Here is a 16,769-nt window from a genome sequence, read left to right as displayed (position 1 = left end):
GAGTCATGACGGTGCGCAAGGTCCTGGGGGACCGTGACGCGGCGACGTATCTGGGCGGTGTCCTGGTCTCCGGTTTCGGCGACTCGGCGATGCTGCTCGTCGCCGGTATCTGGGTGAAGACGCTGACCGGCTCCAGCAGCCTCGCGGCGGCCGTGACCTTCTGCGTGTGGGCGCCCGCCCTGGCCGGACCCGTGCTCGGCACCCTCGCCGACCGGGTGCGCCGCCGCTCGCTGCTGATCTGGACCAACGCGGCCCTGGCCGTCCTGCTCCCGGTCCTTCTCGCGGTACGGTCCGGCCGCGAGGCATGGCTGCTGTTCGTGGTCCTCGCGGTGGTCGGCGCCGCCTCCGTGCTGTCGGACGCCGCCGAGGCCGGTCTCGTCACCGCCGCCGTCCCCGTCGACCTGCGCGGCGACTTCAACGGCCTGCGGATGACCGTCAACGAGGCCATGAAGCTGCTCGCCCCGCTCGTCGGCGCGGGCCTCTTCCTGCGCTACGGCGGCGGGGCCGTCGCCGTCCTCGACGCCGTCACCTTCGTCCTCGCGGCGGCGGCCTTCGCGATGCTGCGCACCCGTGAACTCCCGCCGGTCCCACCGGCCGAGGGCTGGCGCGAGCAGACCGCGGAGGGCATCCGCTGCCTGCGCGACCACCCCCTGCTGCGCCCGCTGGTGACCGTCGGAGCGGTCGCGATGGTGCTGTCCGGGCTCAGCAGCTCCGCGATCTACGAGATGACCGAGGCCGGGCTGCACCGTCCGCCCGCCTTCGTGGCGGTGCTCTACGTGGTGCAGGGCGCCGGGTCGATCGTCGCCGGAGTGGTCGCGGGCGCGGTCATGCGCCGCCTGCCGGAACGGGTCTTCGCCGCCGTCGGCCTGCTGCTCTTCACCACCGGCGCCGCCCTGCGCGCCGTCCCCTCACTGCCCGTCGTGCTCGTCGCGACCCTCGCCATCGGGGTCGGGCTGCCCTGGGTCATCGTCGCGGCCTTCACCGCCGTCCAGCAGCGCACCGCTCCCGAACTGGTCGGCCGGGTCGCGGCCACCGCGAGCACGGTGATCTTCGGCCCCACGGCGCTGGCCGCCGCCCTCGGCGCGGGGCTGGTCGCCCTGGTCGACTTCCGGCTCCAACTCGCCGCCGTCGGCGTCCTCGGGCTGATGGCCGCGTGGCTTCTGCTGCTGCGTGGCGGGAGCGCGGGTTCGGCGGACGCGGGTTCGGTGAGGGCCGCGGGTTTGGCGGACGCCGGTTCAGCGCAGTGCGTTCCGGCGGACGCCGTTCCGGCAGGCTCTGTTTCAGCGAGCCCCGCCGAGGGGGGCTCCGCCCAGGGGGAACACGGCGTCCTGCGTCCAGCGGACGCCGTCGAAGACCACCAGCCGGACCTCCGCGATCCGCGTCCGCAGCAGCGCTAGCGCCGGGACGCACTCCGCCTCCACCGCGGCGTACACCTCGTCCGACTGCCCCTGCGCGACAGTCAGATGGGGGGCCGGATCACCGAACGCGCCTCCGTACGGCGGGGCTTCCGGCCACCGGGCCGCCACCGCCGCGGTCAGCGCCCGCACGGGTGCTTCGGGCTCCGGCGCCAGCCACAACAGATCCGGGAACCGCCCGAAGCGGGGGAAGCGCACCTCGAACGGCGCGTGGCCCGCGAAGAGTTCACCCAGCGCAGCCCGCACCCCCGCGTCGATCCGCTCGGCCGGAAGGAACGGATACAGCACCGTGAGGTGCGCGGGCACCCCCTCCGCCGCGGCCGGGTCGTACCGCTCCCGCGCCGCGCCCACCACCTTCTCCGCCTCCGGCACCACAGCCACCAACGCGGTCGTACCCGCCGCGCGCCCCGACGTTCCCTTCTGACCCATACCTGGCATCGTCCCCCGCCCGCCCCTCGCACCGCCACCCGACACCCACCGTCACCCGACACCCACCGTCCCCCAACACCCGTCGCGGTCCTACGCCTTCGGCTCGCCCTCGCCGAGGGGGCGGGCGGTGTGGACGACGAGGTTGGTGACGTCGTGTTCGCGTTCGATGTGGCCGTCGAGCAGGACGGCGGGGGCGTCGAGGATGGTGCGGCGGATGAGGGCCCAGACCGGTGGGGTGATGACGAGGTTGGCCATGGCTGTCTCGTCCTCGACGACGGCGAAGGCCATGCCGTTGGCGGTCGGGGGGCGTTGGAGGTATTTGACGATGCCGCCGACGCGGATGCGGCGCTGTGCGGGCCAGGTGCGGATGGCCTTGGTGGGCTGTGCGCCGAGGTGGTCGAGGTAGGGGCGCAGGTGGTGGACGGGGTGCGGTCCCGCGGTGGCGCCGGTGGCGGTGAGGTCGGCCAGGGTGGTCTCGCCCGCGGTCATGGCGGGGAGTTCGGGGGCGTCGGGCAGGGCGTCGAAGCCGGGCAGGACCGGCTGCTGGTGCGCGGTGTGGGCGCCGGAGCGCCAGATCGCGGTGCGGCGGCCGGTGCCCAGGGACGCGAAGGCGCCGGCGGTGGCGAGCTGTTCCAGGAGCCGGGCGCCCAGGCCGCCGCGTCGGGCGACATCGTCCAGGTCCAGGAACGGCCGCTCGGCGCGGGCCGTGAGGAGGGTCGTGGCGGCGTCCTGCGACAGTCCGCGGACGCTGGTGAGCCCGCGGCGGATCGCCGGGTGTCCGTCGGGGCGCGCGGAGTCGGGTTCGAGGGTGGCGTGCGCGCCGGAGGCGTTGATGTCGACGCCCCGGACGGCGATGCCGTGGTGGCGGGCGTCCTGGATGAGGGTCTGGGAGTCGTAGAAGCCCATCGGCAGGTGGGCCATGATCCCGGCGATCAGGGCCGCGGGGTAGTAGTGCTTGATCCAGGCGGACGCGTAGATGATGCCCGCCATGGACTGCGCGTGGGACTCGGGGAAGCCGTAACTGCTCAGCGACGAGATCATGGTGATGATCCGCTCCGCGGCGTCCGGGCCGATCCCGCGCCGCGCCATGCCGGTCAGCAGCCGGTCGCGCAGCTGGGCGACCTTCTCGGTGGCGTGTTTGGCGGCGAGGTCCTTGCGGAGCCGGTCGGCCTCGCCGGGGGTGAACCCGGCGCAGTCGGTGGCGAGCCGGATCGCCTGCTCCTGCCACAACACCACCCCCAGGGACTTCTTCAGCGCCGCTTCGGCCAGCGGGTGGGGGTAGGTGACGGGTTCCTCGCCCGCCCTGCGCCGCAGATACGGGTGCTTGCTCCCGGCCTGGATCGGCCCGGGGCGGATGATCGAGGCGGCGACGGTGAGGTCCTCGAAGCAGGCCGGTTTCAGCTGCGGCAGGGTGCTGATCTGGGCGCGGCTCTCGGCCTGGTAGACCCCTATGGTGTCGGCGCGGGCGATCATCGCGTACACCCGCGGGTCGTCCTGCGGGATCGTCGCCATGTCGAGGTGTACGCCGTGGTGTCCGGCGATCAGGTCACAGGCGGTGTGCAGAGCCGCGAGCATGCCGAGACCCAGCAGATCGATCTTGACCAGATGGGCGGCGGCGACGTCGTCCTTGTCGCCCTGGAGGACGGACCGGCCGGGCATGGTGGCCCATTCGACCGGCATGACCTCGCCGATCGGCTGCGCGGTCAGCACCATGCCGCCGGAGTGCACCCCCAGGTGCCGTGGCAGACCTTTGAGCTGAGCGGCCAGCTCGGTGACGTCGGCGGGGATGTCCGGATCGGCTGTCGTGCCCGTGCTCGTGTTTGTGGCCGTGCTCGTGGCCGTGTTTGTGTCGCTGCTCGCGCCGTCGGGGGTGTGGGGGCGGCCGGGCCGGTGGTGCAGGGACCGGGTCATGGCGTTGACGGCGGCGGCCGGGTAACCGAGCACTCGGGCCGCGTCCCTGACCGCCAGCTTCGGCTGGTAGCTGATGAGGTTGGCGACCTGCGCGGCGTGGTCACGGCCGTAGCGGGTGTAGACGTACTGGATGACCTCTTCGCGGCGGTGGTTCTCGAAGTCGATGTCGATGTCCGGCGGCCCCGACTTCTCCATCGACAGGAACCGTTCGAAGAGCAACCCGTGCTTGAGCGCGTCCACCGCCGTGATGCCCAGGACGTAGCAGACCACGCTGCTGGCGGCGCTGCCCCGGCCCTGACACCAGATGCCCTGCTCCTGCGAGAAGCGCACGATGTCGTGGACGATCAGGAAGTACCCGGCCATGCCCAGATCGCCGATCACCCCCAGTTCGTGGTCGAGCTGCCGCCACGCGGTCGCCGCCGCCGGATCGTCACGGGCCCCGTAGCGGGCGGCGCAGCCCCGCTCGGCCAGTCGCCGCAGCCAGGAGCTGTCGTCGTGGCCGGGCGGTACGGGGAAGCGCGGCAGTTCGGGCCGCAGCTCGGCGAGGTCGAGGACGCACGACTGGCCCAGGGCGATGGTCGATTCGTACGCTCCGGGGTAGCGGGCCAGCCGCTCCTCCATCTCCGCTCCGGTCCGCAGGTGCGCGGTCGGCGCGGCCATCAGATGCCCGGTGGCCTGGTCGAGGGTCTCGATCCGTCGCAGTGCGGTGAGGGCCTGGGCGAGCCGGGCCTGCGCGGGCGCGGCGTAGTGGACGGCGTTGGTGGCGACCACGGGGGTGCCGGTGCGGTGAGCGGCCACCACCAGGGCGTCGGCGCGCACGCTGTCGACGGGAAGATTCCAGTCGATGAGTTCCGCGTGCACGCTGCCGCTGCCGAACACCTCGCCGAGCCGGTCGAGGTGGAAGGCGAGCTGTCCGATCTCCGTACCGTCCTCGCCCGCGTCGGCGGGCGGGCAGCCGGTCAGGACCGCCCAGTCGCCGCCGGCGGCGGCTCGGGCGAGCACGTCGAGGTCGTACACCGGACGGCCTTTGGACCCGGCGAGCTGGGCCGCGGTGATCGCCGCGGACAGGCGGTGGAACCCGTCGAGGTTCCGGGCGAGGACGACGGGGTGCCCGAGCCCGTGAGTGGTGAGGGTGAGTTCGGCGCCGAACACGGTCCGCAGCCCGGTACCGCGGGCGGCCTCGGCAACCCGCCGGGCCCCGTACAGCCCGTCCCGGTCGGTGAGCGCCAGCACCTCGATGCCCAGCCGCACGGCCTCCGTGACCAGCGCCCCCGGATCACTGGCCCCCTGGAGGAACGACAGCGAGCTGTGCACATGCAGCTCCGCCCACGGCAACCGGCTCCGCTCTTCCCGGTATTCGGTGTGTGCCGGGTCCGCCGGGTCCGCCGCGTGCGCCGGATCCGCTGGGCGCGCCGTGCGCGGAGCGGCGGCGGGCAGGCGCAGCAGACGACCGGTGCGGCGGTCAGCCATAGTGGGCCTCGGCCCACCACCGGCCCGCGGAGATCTGCAACAGCCATGCCCCGCCCGCGGCGGTGGTGATCTGCATCCGGGCGATCCGCCGCGCACGGTCACGGTCCCACCACTGTTCCAGCGCGGGCCACGGCGCACTCCACGCGGTCACTTCCAGCACGCCGGGGAGCCCGTCCACGGTCAGCCGGACCGGAGGCGCGGAGACCGCCAGCCGTCCCGAGACGCCCACCACCTGCCCGGCGCCGTCCAGCAACCGGGCGGGCAGCAGCGGCTGGTACACCGTGGCCGGGTGCGGGGCGGGCAGCCTGCCGGGCCACGGCCCGCCACCGGCCGGGGGCGTGGCGATGTCGCCGACCGGGACCTTGCGGACCCGGTCGGCCGGGCCGCGGCCCCCGGTCAACTCCACCCGCGTGACCGCCCGGTGCCCGAGCAGCGCCTGCACCTGACCGGCCGCACGCTCCAGATCGTCCAGCGTGGCGCCCCCGCCGAACAGCACCGTCTGACGGCCGGTGGCCGCGCTGAGCTGCCGGGGCCGCAGCACCAGCTCCACCACTCCGACCGCGCCCCCGGCCCCGTCGGCGGCCGGGGCGAGATCCCCGGCATCGGTCCACGCCTGCACCTGCCAGCGCACCCGCTCCGCGACCGCCAACGACGACAGCCGTCCCTCGTGCCGCCACGCCCGCCGCAACTTGCGGCCGTCGGCCAGGCCCACCTCCACCTCCACTCGTGCTCCGACGACGCCCGCCGACGTCAGCCGCTCCTGCAACCGTTCGGCCAGTGCCTTCCCCGCGAACGCCAACGGCTCGGTGCGTTCCTCGGCAGGGTCGAAGCCCCACCGCACCGCGTGGTCGGGCTCCGCGCCCGAGGCGTTCAGAAGCCGCGGCTCACGCCCGGACGCGGTGCGGTGCGCCGCCGCCCCGTCGGCGCCGAAGCGGGCCGACACCTGGTCCGAGGGCAGCGCCGCGAAACCGCCCAGCGTGCCGATCCCGAGCCTGACCAGCAGTTCGGCCAGCCGCGGCCGACCGAGCACGCCCACCGGATAGGGGGCGAGTAAACCGGCCGTCTCCCCGGCCGGAACCAGGACCCCGGACCGGGCGCGGGCCGCCAGCGCCGCGGCGAACGTCGTATCCGCGGCCCCGCTCTGCACGGGGTGGCCGAGCCGGGAGAGCGCCGCGGCGACCCGCGCGGCCAGCTCCGCCTCGCCGCCCCAGTACCGCGCGGGACCGCGGGCCGGGGCGGCCACCATGCCCGGACGGATCACCTCCAGCCGCGGCATCACCTCCGCCTCCAACCGGCGTACCACCGGTTCGAACCCGCGCGTCTCGGCCGCCTGATCCCGTTCGACGACCCGCAGCCCGGGGCAGCGGGACTGCGCCTGCCGCACCCGCATCCCCCGGCGTACCCCGGCCGCCCGCGCCGCGGCCGAACACGCCACCACCCGTCCGTCCCCCGACACGACCGCCACCGGCTCGCCGTCCGGCAGCCCCGTGGTGATCAGCGGCCAGTCCGGGACCCACGACACCAGCACTCGCACGCCCGCTCACCCCACCACGCGCAGCGCCCGGCCCCGGCCCGGCGCGGCCCCGGCCCGCACCTGATCCGCGGGCGGAGAGACCGGTTCCGGCCCCGCCACGGGCATCGCCATCCCGGTCGGGCCGGGCAGCAACAGCTCCGCCCGGCGCGGGGCACCGCCCGCGGCGCCGCGCCCGGACACCTCCACCACCACGCGGCGATGACGCAGCACACCGTGGCCCGCACCGAGCCCGTCCCACCGCGCCTCGGTCACCCGCAGCCGCAGATCGGCGCCGTCCCACGGACCGGCCACGAGCAACACGGCGCCGTGGGCCCGTACCTGTCCTGCCACCCGTCGCACCACTCGCCCCGGCGCCGACCCCGGCGCGCCGAGCAGGATCACCGGCACCGTCGACACCAGCAACGACACCACCTGAGCCCACCGGCCCCCCGGCGCGTCCACCCACAGGCCCGCCCCGGCGTCCAGCCCCGCGTCCCGCGCGGCCAGCGCCCCCAAGGACGGCAGCCCCACCACGGCCCAGCCGGCCCCGGGACGCCGTCCCACCGCCTGCGCCGCCAACGCCAGCAGCAGCCCCTTGTCCCCGCCGACAGCGGTCACCGTGCCCGCCCGCAGCCGCCCTTCGGGCAGCAGCGGACCCCACACGGACCCCGGTCCGGCGACCGTCCCGTGTCCCGCTCGACCGTCTGCCGCCAGCACTGCACCCATGCCCCCGACATTCGCACGCGCGTTCGAACAAGGCAAGTCGGCACACCCCCATCACTGCACGTGAGGGGTGTCGTACGGTCGATACGCATGTCCTCTGCATCCGCTCGACCGCGGCCGCTCGGCCCGCCCTTGGCCGCCCCGGCGGGAGTGGTCGCGACGCCGTTCTCGGCCCGCTCGGCCGTCGTCACTCCGGTGGCCGACGTCCGCCCGCCGCCTGCCGTACTCGCGGACGCCGGTGGAGGCCGTCACTTCCGCCGCGATGCCGTGGAGGGTCGTGGGTTTTGTGACCGGCGGATAACGACGCGCCGACTTTTTACTCACGCGTAACTAGCCGCCCGTACTTACTCGCGCGTAATTTAACGGGTGTTCAGCAACCTCGTGATCCGGATCACAGGGCCTGCGTGTGTCCATTTTCCCGAACTGCGAGGAGATCACATGAGGCTGCCCTGGCGACGGCTCTTGGCCGCGCTTTCGCTGGCTGCCGCGATGGTTGTGGCGCCCGCTGCCACCGCCTCCGCATCTGCCAACTCGGCACCGTCAAGCGGGTGGAACAACTTCTCCTGCCGCCCCTCGGCCCAACACCCCCGTCCTGTTGTCCTGGTCCACGGCACCTTCGGCAACGGCACCGACAACTGGCTCGCCTTCGCCCCCTACCTGGTGCAGCGCGGCTACTGCGTCTACTCGTTCGACTACGGGATGCTGCCCGGCGTGCCGTTGATCGGCGGCCTCGGTCCGATCGCGGACTCCGCGCAGCAGCTCTCCGACTTCACCGACCGGGTGCTCGCCGCTTCCGGCACCTCCAAGGTCGACATCGTCGGGCACTCGCAGGGCGGCATGATGCCGCGTTACTACCTGCGCTTCCTCGGCGGCGCGGCGAAGGTGAACGCCCTGGTCGCACTGGCCCCCGACAACCACGGGACCACGCTCGACGGACTCACCAAGCTGCTTCCGTACTTCCCCGGCGCGGCCGACGCGCTCCACGGGATCACCCCCGGACTCGCCGACCAGGTGGCCGGATCGCCCTTCCAGCAGCACCTGAACGCGGGCGGCGACACCGTGCCCGGCGTGCACTACACGGTGATCTCGACCATCTACGACGAGGTCGTCACGCCGTATACGACCCAGGCGCTGTCCGGGCCCGACGTGCACAACGTCGTGCTCCAGAACCTGTGCCCGGTCGACGTGTCCGAGCATGTGGCCATCGGCCTGACCGACCGCATCGCCTTCCACGAGGCGGCGAACGCGCTCGATCCGGCGCACGCGACCCCGACCACCTGTCTGTCGGCGTTCAGTTAGCCCATGGCGGTGATATGCGCGAGCCGTCGGCCAGCGTGGCTTGCAGGCCGATGCTCGTGGTGACCCACAAGGTGGCCGGCTCCTCCGTGCGGTTGGACAGACCTATGGAGGAGCCGGGCCGTGCGATGGCGGCATCTCCCGGTGTCAGGGAGCGCGTCTCCCCGTCGACGGACAGCTCCACCGACCCGGACAGGACCAGGAACACCTCCTCGCGAGTGATGGTGTGCGGAGGTCCCGACGTCCCGGCCGGGACCTCGCTGCGCCAGGCGCACAGTTCCTCGCTGCCGAGTGCGGGCGCCGCGTAGGACACGAAGCGCACCCCGTGGATCTCATGTGCGACGGCGTCGGCCGCGGTGATGAAAGGCATGACAACCTCCGGTGTTAGGCAAGTAGCTTGCGTAAGTTCCTTGCCTATATGTTCAAGCAGCTTGCGCACTGTGTCAAGGTGTTCCTGTGAAGAATTCCGATGCCATGAGCCTGAGCGCGGCGCTCCTCGCCGCCACCGGCTCGCTCGTCGAGGACATCCACAACGGCGTCGTGGCCCTCGGCTACACCGACCTGCGCCCCACGCACGGCTTTGTCTTCTCCCGGCTGGCCCCGTCCGGCGCGACCGTCACCGAGATCGCCGAACACCTCGGCGTCACCCGCCAGGCGGCCAGTCAGATCGTGGACGAGCTGGAGCGCAAGGGGTACGTCGAACGCCGCCCGCACCCCGACGACGCGCGGGCCCGGCTGGTCGTGCTCACCCCGCAGGGGTGGCGGTGCACCCGCGCCGCCGAGGAGTCCGCCGCGGAAGCCGTCCAGCCCTGGATCGAACTCCTCGGCGAGGATCGGCTGCTCGCGCTGCGCGACGAACTCGTCCGCCTCGCGCCCACCGGCCCCATCCGTCCGAGCTGGTAGCGCGGCACGCGGCCGACCGCCGGAGGAGAACGCGGCCCGGCCGCACCGGCCGTGGCAGGGTGGCACCATGAGCGACCCAGACCGCCGGCCCACCGCCCTCCGGATCATCGGGACCGTCCTCGACCCCGGCACCTGGCGCCGCTGGGACGAACCGGTGGCCGAGGCCGACCTGCCCGAAGCGGGCGACTACCGGGCGGATCTGCTCACCGCCCGCGCGCGTACCGGCCTGGACGAGTCGGTGGTGACGGGGGAGGGGCGGATCCGGGGGCGCCGAGTGGCGCTGATGGCAGGGGAGTTTGGCTTCCTCGGCGGGTCCATCGGAGTCGCCGCGGGCACCCGGCTGGTCACGGCGGTCGAACGCGCCACCCGCGAACGGCTCCCGCTGCTGGCCACGCCCGCCTCCGGCGGCACCCGCATGCAGGAAGGGACCATCGCCTTCCTCCAGATGGTCAAGGTCACCGCCGCCATCGCCGACCACAAAGCCGCCGGACTCCCTTACCTGGTCCACCTGCGGCACCCCACGACCGGCGGGGTGCTCGCGTCCTGGGGATCGCTCGGCCATGTCACCTCGGCGGAACCCGGCGCGCTCATCGGCTTCCTGGGACCACGGGTGCACCTGGCGCTCTACGGCGAGGAGTTCCCCGCCGGAGTGCAGACCTCCGAGAATCTGCTCGCCCACGGTCTGATCGACGCGGTGCTGCCCGCGGGCGCGCTCGCCGCGGCGGCGGCCACGGCGCTCGACGTGCTCTGCGGCGAGCAGGGCCCGCTCTCGCACCGGCCCCTGACCACGCCCCGGCCCCTGACCGCGTCTCCGTCCGTGTCCACGCCCGCACTCCTATCTCCGCCCGCGCCCGCAGGGCAGGAAGAGAGAGGACAAGGAGAGGACACGCCGCTACCCGTGGACGCGTCGCTTCCCACGAGCGCGTCACTTCCCGCCGACACCGCCGACACCGCCGACACCGCCGACTCGCTGCGCCGCAGCCGCCGACCCGAACGCCCCGGACTGCACGACCTGTTGGCCCGTGCCACCGATGTGACACCGCTGAGCGGCACCGGCGCGGGAGAGCGCGACCCCGGACTGCTGCTGGCACTCGCCCGCTTCGGACCCTCGCCGTGCGTGGTGCTCGGCCACGACCGCCGCCCCGCGGAAGCCGGACCCGCGCCGCTGGGACCCGCCGGGCTGCGCGAGGCACGGCGCGGGATGCGGATCGCCGCCGAACTCGGCCTGCCCCTCCTCACCGTTGTCGACACGGCGGGCGCCGCGCTCTCCCGCGAGGCGGAGGAAGGCGGTCTCGCCGCCGAGATCGCCCGCAGCCTCGCCGACCTCGTCACGCTCCCCGCGCCCACGCTGTGCCTGCTCCTCGGCCAAGGGGCGGGCGGCGGCGCGCTCGCTCTGCTGCCCGCCGATCAGGTGCTCGTCGCCCGGCACGCCTGGCTGTCCCCGCTCCCGCCCGAAGGCGCCTCCGCGATCCTCCACCGCACGACGGACCGCGCCGTCGAACTCGCCGAACAGCAGGGCATCGGCTCGGCCGCGCTGCTCGCCCACGGCATCGCGGACGCCGTCGTCCCGGAGGACCCGGACGCCGCCGACGACCCGGACGCCTTCCTCACTCGTCTCGCCCACGTCCTCGGCGCGCGTCTCGCGGACCTCCGCGCGATGGACCCCGAGCGGCGAACTGCCGCCCGCAGAGCGCGTTATCGCAGGCTGGGCGGGGTCTGAGGGGCCATTGTCAGTGGTGGGTGGCAGGCTTTTCCCATGAGCACCGAGACGGACAACCGCGACTTCTGGGACGGCGAAGCCGACCGCTTCGACGACGAGCCCGACCACGGCCTGCGCGACCCGAGAGTCAGGGACGCCTGGGCCATACGGCTGCGCTCGTGGCTGCCCGGGACGCCGTCCGACGTGCTCGACCTCGGCTGCGGCACGGGAAGCCTCGCGTTGCTCGCGGCCGAGGCGGGACACCGGATCACCGCTGTCGACTCATCGACAAAGATGGTCGCGCGGGCCGAGGAGAAGCTGGCGGGTACGGGGGCGCGGGTGCTGGTCGGCGACGCCGCCCGGCCGCCGGTCGGCCCCGCCGGATTCGATGTCGTCCTCGTCCGGCACGTGCTGTGGACCCTGCCGGATCCGGCGGCCGTACTGCGGCACTGGGTGGGGTTGTTGCGGCCGGGGGGCAGACTCGTACTGGTCGAAGGACGCTGGGGCGCGATCAGCCCGGTCGGCATCGGGGCCGCGGAACTCGTCGAGCTGACCGCACCGCTCGGCGGCCGACTGGTGATCGAACAGCTCGGGCACGACGCCGCGTTGTGGGGCCGTGAGGTCGAGGACGAGCGGTACGCGGCGGTGCTCCGGCCGCCCGCGCCCCAACGGCACAAGGAGATCGTCGACGTCCATCTGCTGCTGCTCCGCGGCGACGAGGTGCTGCTCGCCCGCCGCTCGGGCACCGGCTACGCGGACGGTCTGCTGAACGCGCCGTCCGGACACCTGGAGGACGGCGAGGACGTCAGAAGCGGCATGATCCGCGAGGCCCGCGAGGAGATCGGCATCGAGTTGGCGTCGGAGGAGCTGGCGGTCGCCCTGGTCATGCAGCACCGCGCACCGGACGGCGCGGCCAGGATCGGCTGGTTCTTCACGGCCGAATACGGCAGCGGCGGCGAGCCCGTCAACCGCGAGCCCGACAAGTGCTCCGAGCTGGGCTGGTACCCGCTGGACGCCCTGCCCGACGACATGGTCGCGTACTGCCGAGCGGGGATCGACGCCTACCGGGGCGGGCAGCCGTTCCTGCTCCACCTGCACGAGAGCGGGGACCCGATCGCCTACGACCCGGCCGGCAGCGGCCGAGCGGTGCCGCTGCCGCCGTCCGCTGTGCCAGGATCCCGGATATGAGCCTGAAGATCACCGTAGACGCGGACGCGGCCACCGCCCCGTACGAGCAACTGCGCGGGCAGATCGCGGAAGAGGCCCGCGAGGGACGCCTTCCGGTCGGCTACAAGCTGCCCACCGTACGGGGACTCGCCGAGCAGTTGGGGCTTGCGGCCAACACGGTCGCCAAGGCGTACCGCGCGCTGGAGGCCGACGGGGTGATCGAGACCCGCGGCAGGCACGGCACCTATATCGCCGCAGCCGACGCCCGCGCACGGGAAGTGGCCGCCGCGGCGGCGGAGTACGTGGCACGCACGCGCCGCCTCGGGCTCGACCGGGACGCCGCGCGGGCCGCGGTGGACGAGGCGCTGCGCGCCGTCGACGAGACCTAGAGCCCCGGACCCCGGAGGTTCTCGCTCTCGGAGGGGCGCCAGCGTGGCAGGTCGGCGGCCGGGGGGCCGGGCGGGGCGTGACCAGGTGGTGGGGGAGCCGTCGTAGTGGATCGGCGGGAGTGCGTAACGGAGTCGGCCCATGGGCGAGTCGGCTTCGGCGAGACGGGGGGAGTGATCGCGATGGTCCGCGGGTGGTGGAGGATCGGTCGCCGGGATGCCGGTACGGACGGCCACGGCGAGACCGCCCGCCGCGTACACCGTCTGCTCGGAGCGTTCGCCGGGCGATGCCGCGAGTTCCTCCGCCACTCGGGCCACGAGGGCGTCGGTGTCGTCGGAGTCATGACAACAGCGGACGTCTCCAAGGCGGCGTCCGGCACTCGCGCGTCTCCTCGTGCGTCTTCTCACCCGCGGGCGGCGCGGTTCCCGGACGCCTCATCGGCCTTGGCGGCGTCCGGGGCGGGGAAACCGCCGGAGCTGCTAGAGGTAGAGGCCGTCCGACGCCTGGGCGGGGACGGGCAGGGCGGCCGTGCTGCCGCGGCGGAGCGCGTACAGCTCGGCGAGGGTGGCGCCTTCGCGGCCGATGCCCTCGGGAGTGCCCAGCCAGTTGACGGCCTCGTCACGGGTCAGCGGGCCGACCTCGATCCTGGCCAGGCAGCGGCCCGGCCGGACCACCGCGGGGTGCAGGCGTTCCAGATCCTCGTTGGTGGTGATGCCGACCAGCACATTGCGGCCCTGGCCGAGCAGCCCGTCCGTGAGATTGAGCAGCCGGGACAGCGCCTGGCCGGTCTGGTGCTTGGCCTGGCCCCGGATCAGCTCGTCGCAGTCCTCCAGCAGCAGGAGCCGCCAGCGACCGCCCGCCGTGCCGTCGTCCTCGCCGATGGCGATGTCCATCAGATAGCCGACGTCGTTGAAGAGCCGCTCGGGGTCGAGCACGCAGTCGACCTGGCACCAGTCGCGCCAGGACCGGGCCAGGGTGCGCAGCGCCGAGGTCTTGCCGGTGCCGGGCGGGCCGTGGAGCAGCAGCAGGCGGCCGGTGATGTCGTCGGCCGTGAGCTTCATCAGGCCGTCCATCGAGTCGGCGACCGGCGCGGTGTAGTTCCCGCGCAGCTCCTCCCACGTGGCGGCGGAGATCTGCCGGGTGGTGCGGTGCGGTCCGCGGCGCGGCGAGACGTACCAGAAGCCCATGGTGACGTTCTCGGGCTGCGGCTCCGGCTCGTCCTCGGCGTCGTCGACGGAGGACTTCAGCACCTGCTCGGCCAGTTCGTCCGTGACGGCGGCCACGGTGACGTCGGCGCCCCGGTTCCAGCGGGAGATGAGGACGGTCCAGCCGTCGCCCTCGGCGAGGGTGGCGCTGCGGTCCTTGTCGCGGGCCTGGCGCAGTACCACCGCGTCCGGCGGCAGCAGTGTGAGGCCGGACTTCACATTCTCCAGCGAGGCGCCGCGCGAGAACGGCTGCTCGCCCGAGGTGAACCGGCCCAGGAAGAGGGCGTCCACGACATCGGACGGGGAGTCGCTGTCGTCCAGTCGCAGATGGACGGGGAGCGCCTGGTGCGGGGCGGTGGCGGCGGTCGGCTTGGCGGCCGGTCCCTTGCCGGTTCCGGTGGTGGGCGGCACTTGCCTCCTCGGTTCACTGGGTGTCGCGGACATGCGGCCCATGATCCGGCACGCGGGCCCGATTCGCCCAGTCTTTTTCCATGCCGGGCCTCCCACCACGCCGTTGGTGGATTCATACCGTCTTGTCAGTATTTGGCGAGCGAGGTGCCGGTCGGCTTGAACTTCTCGTACAAGCGTACGTCCACGCTCGCGGGTGTCCCCGGCGGGGCGGCGGGGGAGACCCACGGGAACGGCACTGTTGCCAGGTCACAGCGGTCGCCGCCGATCGGGCGGCCGAGCTGGGCACATGCCCTTGGAATGTCAACGCCCTTGAGGAGAAGGTGAATACGGCGTCGCGAATGAGTCCAGGATGCGCACGTGACGTGGCGGGGCGATAGGGTTAGCCTGCCCGAGCCGGGTGCCCTCGTAAGGGTGGGGAGAGTAATGGAACAGATAGCGATGCACAGCAGGCCACGAGTGCCTGCCATCAACTGCGGTACAGGCGCGTCCAGTGCGCGCCTCGACCGGCACCTCGCGATACTGGCCGGGCCTGCCCTGCCCCAGCGCGACACAGAGGAAGCGACTGTGCTGATGCAGGAGCTGACCTCGCGCAACACCGTGCACACCACGGCCAACCGCGGTGCGAGGGTGTCGCTCTTCGCGCCGCTGCGACGGCTGCGGAGATCGCTGTTCGGCAACCGAGGCTGAGTCCGCTCCGCCCTCTCCCAGGACTCGGACTCCCAGGTCCCGCCGTCCCCTGACCTCGGTCGGGGCCGCGGACCGGCCAGGTGCTCGGATCGTCCGGCGGCCACACCGTCCCGGCTCGGCGCTGCTTCGCGCGGCGCTTCGGTGTGTGCCCGCCGCGGCCGTCCCTCCCCACCGGACGGTCCGCCGCGACACCAGGTCGCGCGGACACCCTCCCCCCGGCCGCAGCAGGACCGTTTACGGCAGTGTCGTTCACGGCACGGCTGGTCACCACGGCTGGTCACAGCAGGGAGAACTGCCCGTCCGGCCCTTCCTCGTGGTGTTCCAGCACGGAGGCGGGCCTGCGCCTGGCGGCGGGCACCGGCAGTACGCCGCCGGCCCGCAGTTCGGCCGTCGTGACCGTCTCGCCGCGCACCGCCAGGCGGCGCGCCAGACCCTCGCGGTCCGCACGCAGACCGGCCAGCAGCGTCAGCACACTGATCAGTTCCAGCAGTTCCGACGTGGTGGCCCGTGTCCACGCGGCGGGTCGCAGCGCCTCCAGGGTCCCCGGCGCACCCGGCGCCGTACGCCGCTCGAACCACGCCTCGATCACCCGCACCCCACCCGCGGTGACCTCCCAGGCGGCCGGTGAGACCGGCGAGATCCGGCCGTCACCGATCAGCAGCGCCCGCTCGTCCGGGTCGTACGACAACTCCCCGGCGGCCGGGGTGTCCGGCAGCGGCGAGCGGACGTAAGGGCGGCTTCCTCCGGGCAGCCGGAGCCGACCGGCGTCGCGTCCCTCGGCGGGATCGGCGAACCGCGCCCCGTGGGTCTGGAGCCACAGCGTCCGGCGCCCGAGCGCCAGCCCCTCCTGCCAGAGCGCGGGATCACGGGGCAGCGGTACGAGGGCGCCGCCGGGGCCCGGCCGCGCCGCCGCGCCGATCCAGGCCAGCACGTCCGCGGCGGCGACCTCGGTGCCCAGCCGCGCGGAGAGCAGGGCGGTCAGCCCCGGCGCGATGTTGGGGTCCCGGCCGCCCGGCTGCCGGAACAGCGGCCGTATCCAGCCCGGCCGCCCGGCAGGGGAGCGCCCGTCGGGCAGCAGCGCGCAGAACACCACGGCGGGCTCCGGCGCCCCGGACTCCGCCACCGACGCGGCCCGCGCCTGATACGCCTGTTCCAGCGCGAAGACCTGCCGGTCGTCGGCCGTCCGCCATATCTCGGCCCGCGCCACGTCGATCAGCCGGTGGTCGGGTATCAGCCACTGCCGGTCGTACGGGCCGTGCTGCACCCGCACCGGCTCGGGGCAGCGACCGGTCTCGCCGGCCAGCGCGGTGGTCGGGGTGCGGTGGCCCGGCAACTGCGCGACGGGCGTGTGCAGATTCCTGGCCCGCGTCGGATGCAGCAGCGCCGACCGGGCGTCCTGGTCCGCGGTGCCGGTGAACAGCGCCCACCGGGCACGCAGACAGGAAGGCTCCGCGGCCATCGGCCAGCCGCGGCCGATCCGCAACGGGCGTACGGACCACGGCATCACGTCGTGCAGCAAAGGCGCGTCATTGCTCACCGCACGCATGCTACTG

Annotated in this window: 14 protein-coding genes; 7 read left to right on the top strand and 7 right to left on the bottom strand. The window is 73.5% G+C overall.

The window, feature by feature from the left end; genetic code table 11:
* The first annotated feature begins 5 nt into the window (after positions 1–5).
* Entirely contained in the window at positions 6–1,397 is a 1,392-nt protein-coding gene (locus ACIOC1_RS24340; protein ID WP_401856338.1) for an MFS transporter, read from the top strand.
* On the opposite strand, the gene ACIOC1_RS24335 is transcribed toward ACIOC1_RS24340, so the two are convergent.
* The 4 genes from ACIOC1_RS24335 to ACIOC1_RS24320 form a co-directional block, all read right to left on the bottom strand.
* A complete protein-coding gene (locus ACIOC1_RS24335; protein WP_401856337.1) occupies positions 1,281–1,844 on the bottom strand; it encodes a 2'-5' RNA ligase family protein in 564 nt (187 codons plus the stop codon). The two genes, ACIOC1_RS24340 and ACIOC1_RS24335, sit on opposite strands and share 117 nt — an antisense overlap.
* A 90-nt stretch (positions 1,845–1,934) precedes the next feature.
* Positions 1,935–5,225, bottom strand: a complete 3,291-nt coding sequence (locus tag ACIOC1_RS24330; protein ID WP_401856336.1) for an error-prone DNA polymerase — start codon at positions 5,223–5,225, stop codon at positions 1,935–1,937.
* Complete coding sequence (locus tag ACIOC1_RS24325; RefSeq protein WP_355333437.1) at positions 5,218–6,759, bottom strand: DNA polymerase Y family protein; 1,542 nt, start codon at positions 6,757–6,759, stop codon at positions 5,218–5,220. The genes ACIOC1_RS24330 and ACIOC1_RS24325 overlap by 8 nt, the downstream gene beginning before the upstream one ends.
* Positions 6,760–6,765: 6 nt before the next feature.
* Positions 6,766–7,464: a hypothetical protein gene (locus ACIOC1_RS24320; protein ID WP_401856335.1), complete on the bottom strand. Its 699-nt coding sequence runs from the start codon at positions 7,462–7,464 to the stop codon at positions 6,766–6,768.
* A gap of 435 nt (positions 7,465–7,899) precedes the next feature.
* Between ACIOC1_RS24320 and ACIOC1_RS24315 the strand changes: the two genes are divergently transcribed.
* Complete coding sequence (locus ACIOC1_RS24315) at positions 7,900–8,760, top strand: alpha/beta fold hydrolase (RefSeq protein ID WP_355333432.1); 861 nt, start codon at positions 7,900–7,902, stop codon at positions 8,758–8,760.
* Here ACIOC1_RS24315 and ACIOC1_RS24310 read toward each other — a convergent pair.
* A complete protein-coding gene (locus ACIOC1_RS24310; protein WP_391048546.1) occupies positions 8,753–9,127 on the bottom strand; it encodes a cupin domain-containing protein in 375 nt (124 codons plus the stop codon). The two genes, ACIOC1_RS24315 and ACIOC1_RS24310, sit on opposite strands and share 8 nt — an antisense overlap.
* 86 nt (positions 9,128–9,213) lie before the next feature.
* Between ACIOC1_RS24310 and ACIOC1_RS24305 the strand changes: the two genes are divergently transcribed.
* From ACIOC1_RS24305 to ACIOC1_RS24290, 4 genes are all read left to right on the top strand, one after another.
* Positions 9,214–9,660 (top strand): MarR family winged helix-turn-helix transcriptional regulator, encoded by a 447-nt coding sequence (locus ACIOC1_RS24305; RefSeq protein WP_401856334.1) that lies wholly within the window; start codon positions 9,214–9,216, stop codon positions 9,658–9,660.
* A gap of 67 nt (positions 9,661–9,727) precedes the next feature.
* The gene (locus ACIOC1_RS24300; RefSeq protein ID WP_401856333.1) at positions 9,728–11,380 is read left to right on the top strand and encodes a carboxyl transferase domain-containing protein; all 1,653 of its coding nucleotides are present in this window, start codon (positions 9,728–9,730) and stop codon (positions 11,378–11,380) included.
* A 36-nt stretch (positions 11,381–11,416) separates the two neighbouring features.
* Complete coding sequence (locus tag ACIOC1_RS24295; RefSeq protein ID WP_401856332.1) at positions 11,417–12,547, top strand: methyltransferase domain-containing protein; 1,131 nt, start codon at positions 11,417–11,419, stop codon at positions 12,545–12,547.
* Positions 12,544–12,915, top strand: coding sequence for a GntR family transcriptional regulator (locus ACIOC1_RS24290; RefSeq protein WP_188283791.1), 372 nt, complete (start codon positions 12,544–12,546; stop codon positions 12,913–12,915). Before ACIOC1_RS24295 ends, ACIOC1_RS24290 begins: the two co-directional genes overlap by 4 nt.
* A 477-nt stretch (positions 12,916–13,392) precedes the next feature.
* On the opposite strand, the gene ACIOC1_RS24285 is transcribed toward ACIOC1_RS24290, so the two are convergent.
* Positions 13,393–14,562, bottom strand: a complete 1,170-nt coding sequence (locus ACIOC1_RS24285) for a DUF5925 domain-containing protein (RefSeq protein WP_355333418.1) — start codon at positions 14,560–14,562, stop codon at positions 13,393–13,395.
* 390 nt (positions 14,563–14,952) lie between these two features.
* Between ACIOC1_RS24285 and ACIOC1_RS24280 the strand changes: the two genes are divergently transcribed.
* Entirely contained in the window at positions 14,953–15,216 is a 264-nt protein-coding gene (locus ACIOC1_RS24280; protein WP_401856331.1) for a hypothetical protein, read from the top strand.
* Positions 15,217–15,493: 277 nt separating this feature from the next.
* Here the strand turns inward: ACIOC1_RS24280 and ACIOC1_RS24275 are convergent, their stop codons facing one another.
* Complete coding sequence (locus ACIOC1_RS24275) at positions 15,494–16,762, bottom strand: type ISP restriction/modification enzyme (protein ID WP_401856330.1); 1,269 nt, start codon at positions 16,760–16,762, stop codon at positions 15,494–15,496.
* Positions 16,763–16,769 lie beyond the last annotated feature (7 nt).

Origin of the sequence: Streptomyces sp. NPDC088197, from assembly GCF_044741185.1 — a bacterium.
Classification (GTDB): domain Bacteria; phylum Actinomycetota; class Actinomycetes; order Streptomycetales; family Streptomycetaceae; genus Actinacidiphila.
This window is presented reverse-complemented; position numbering and strand designations above follow the sequence as displayed.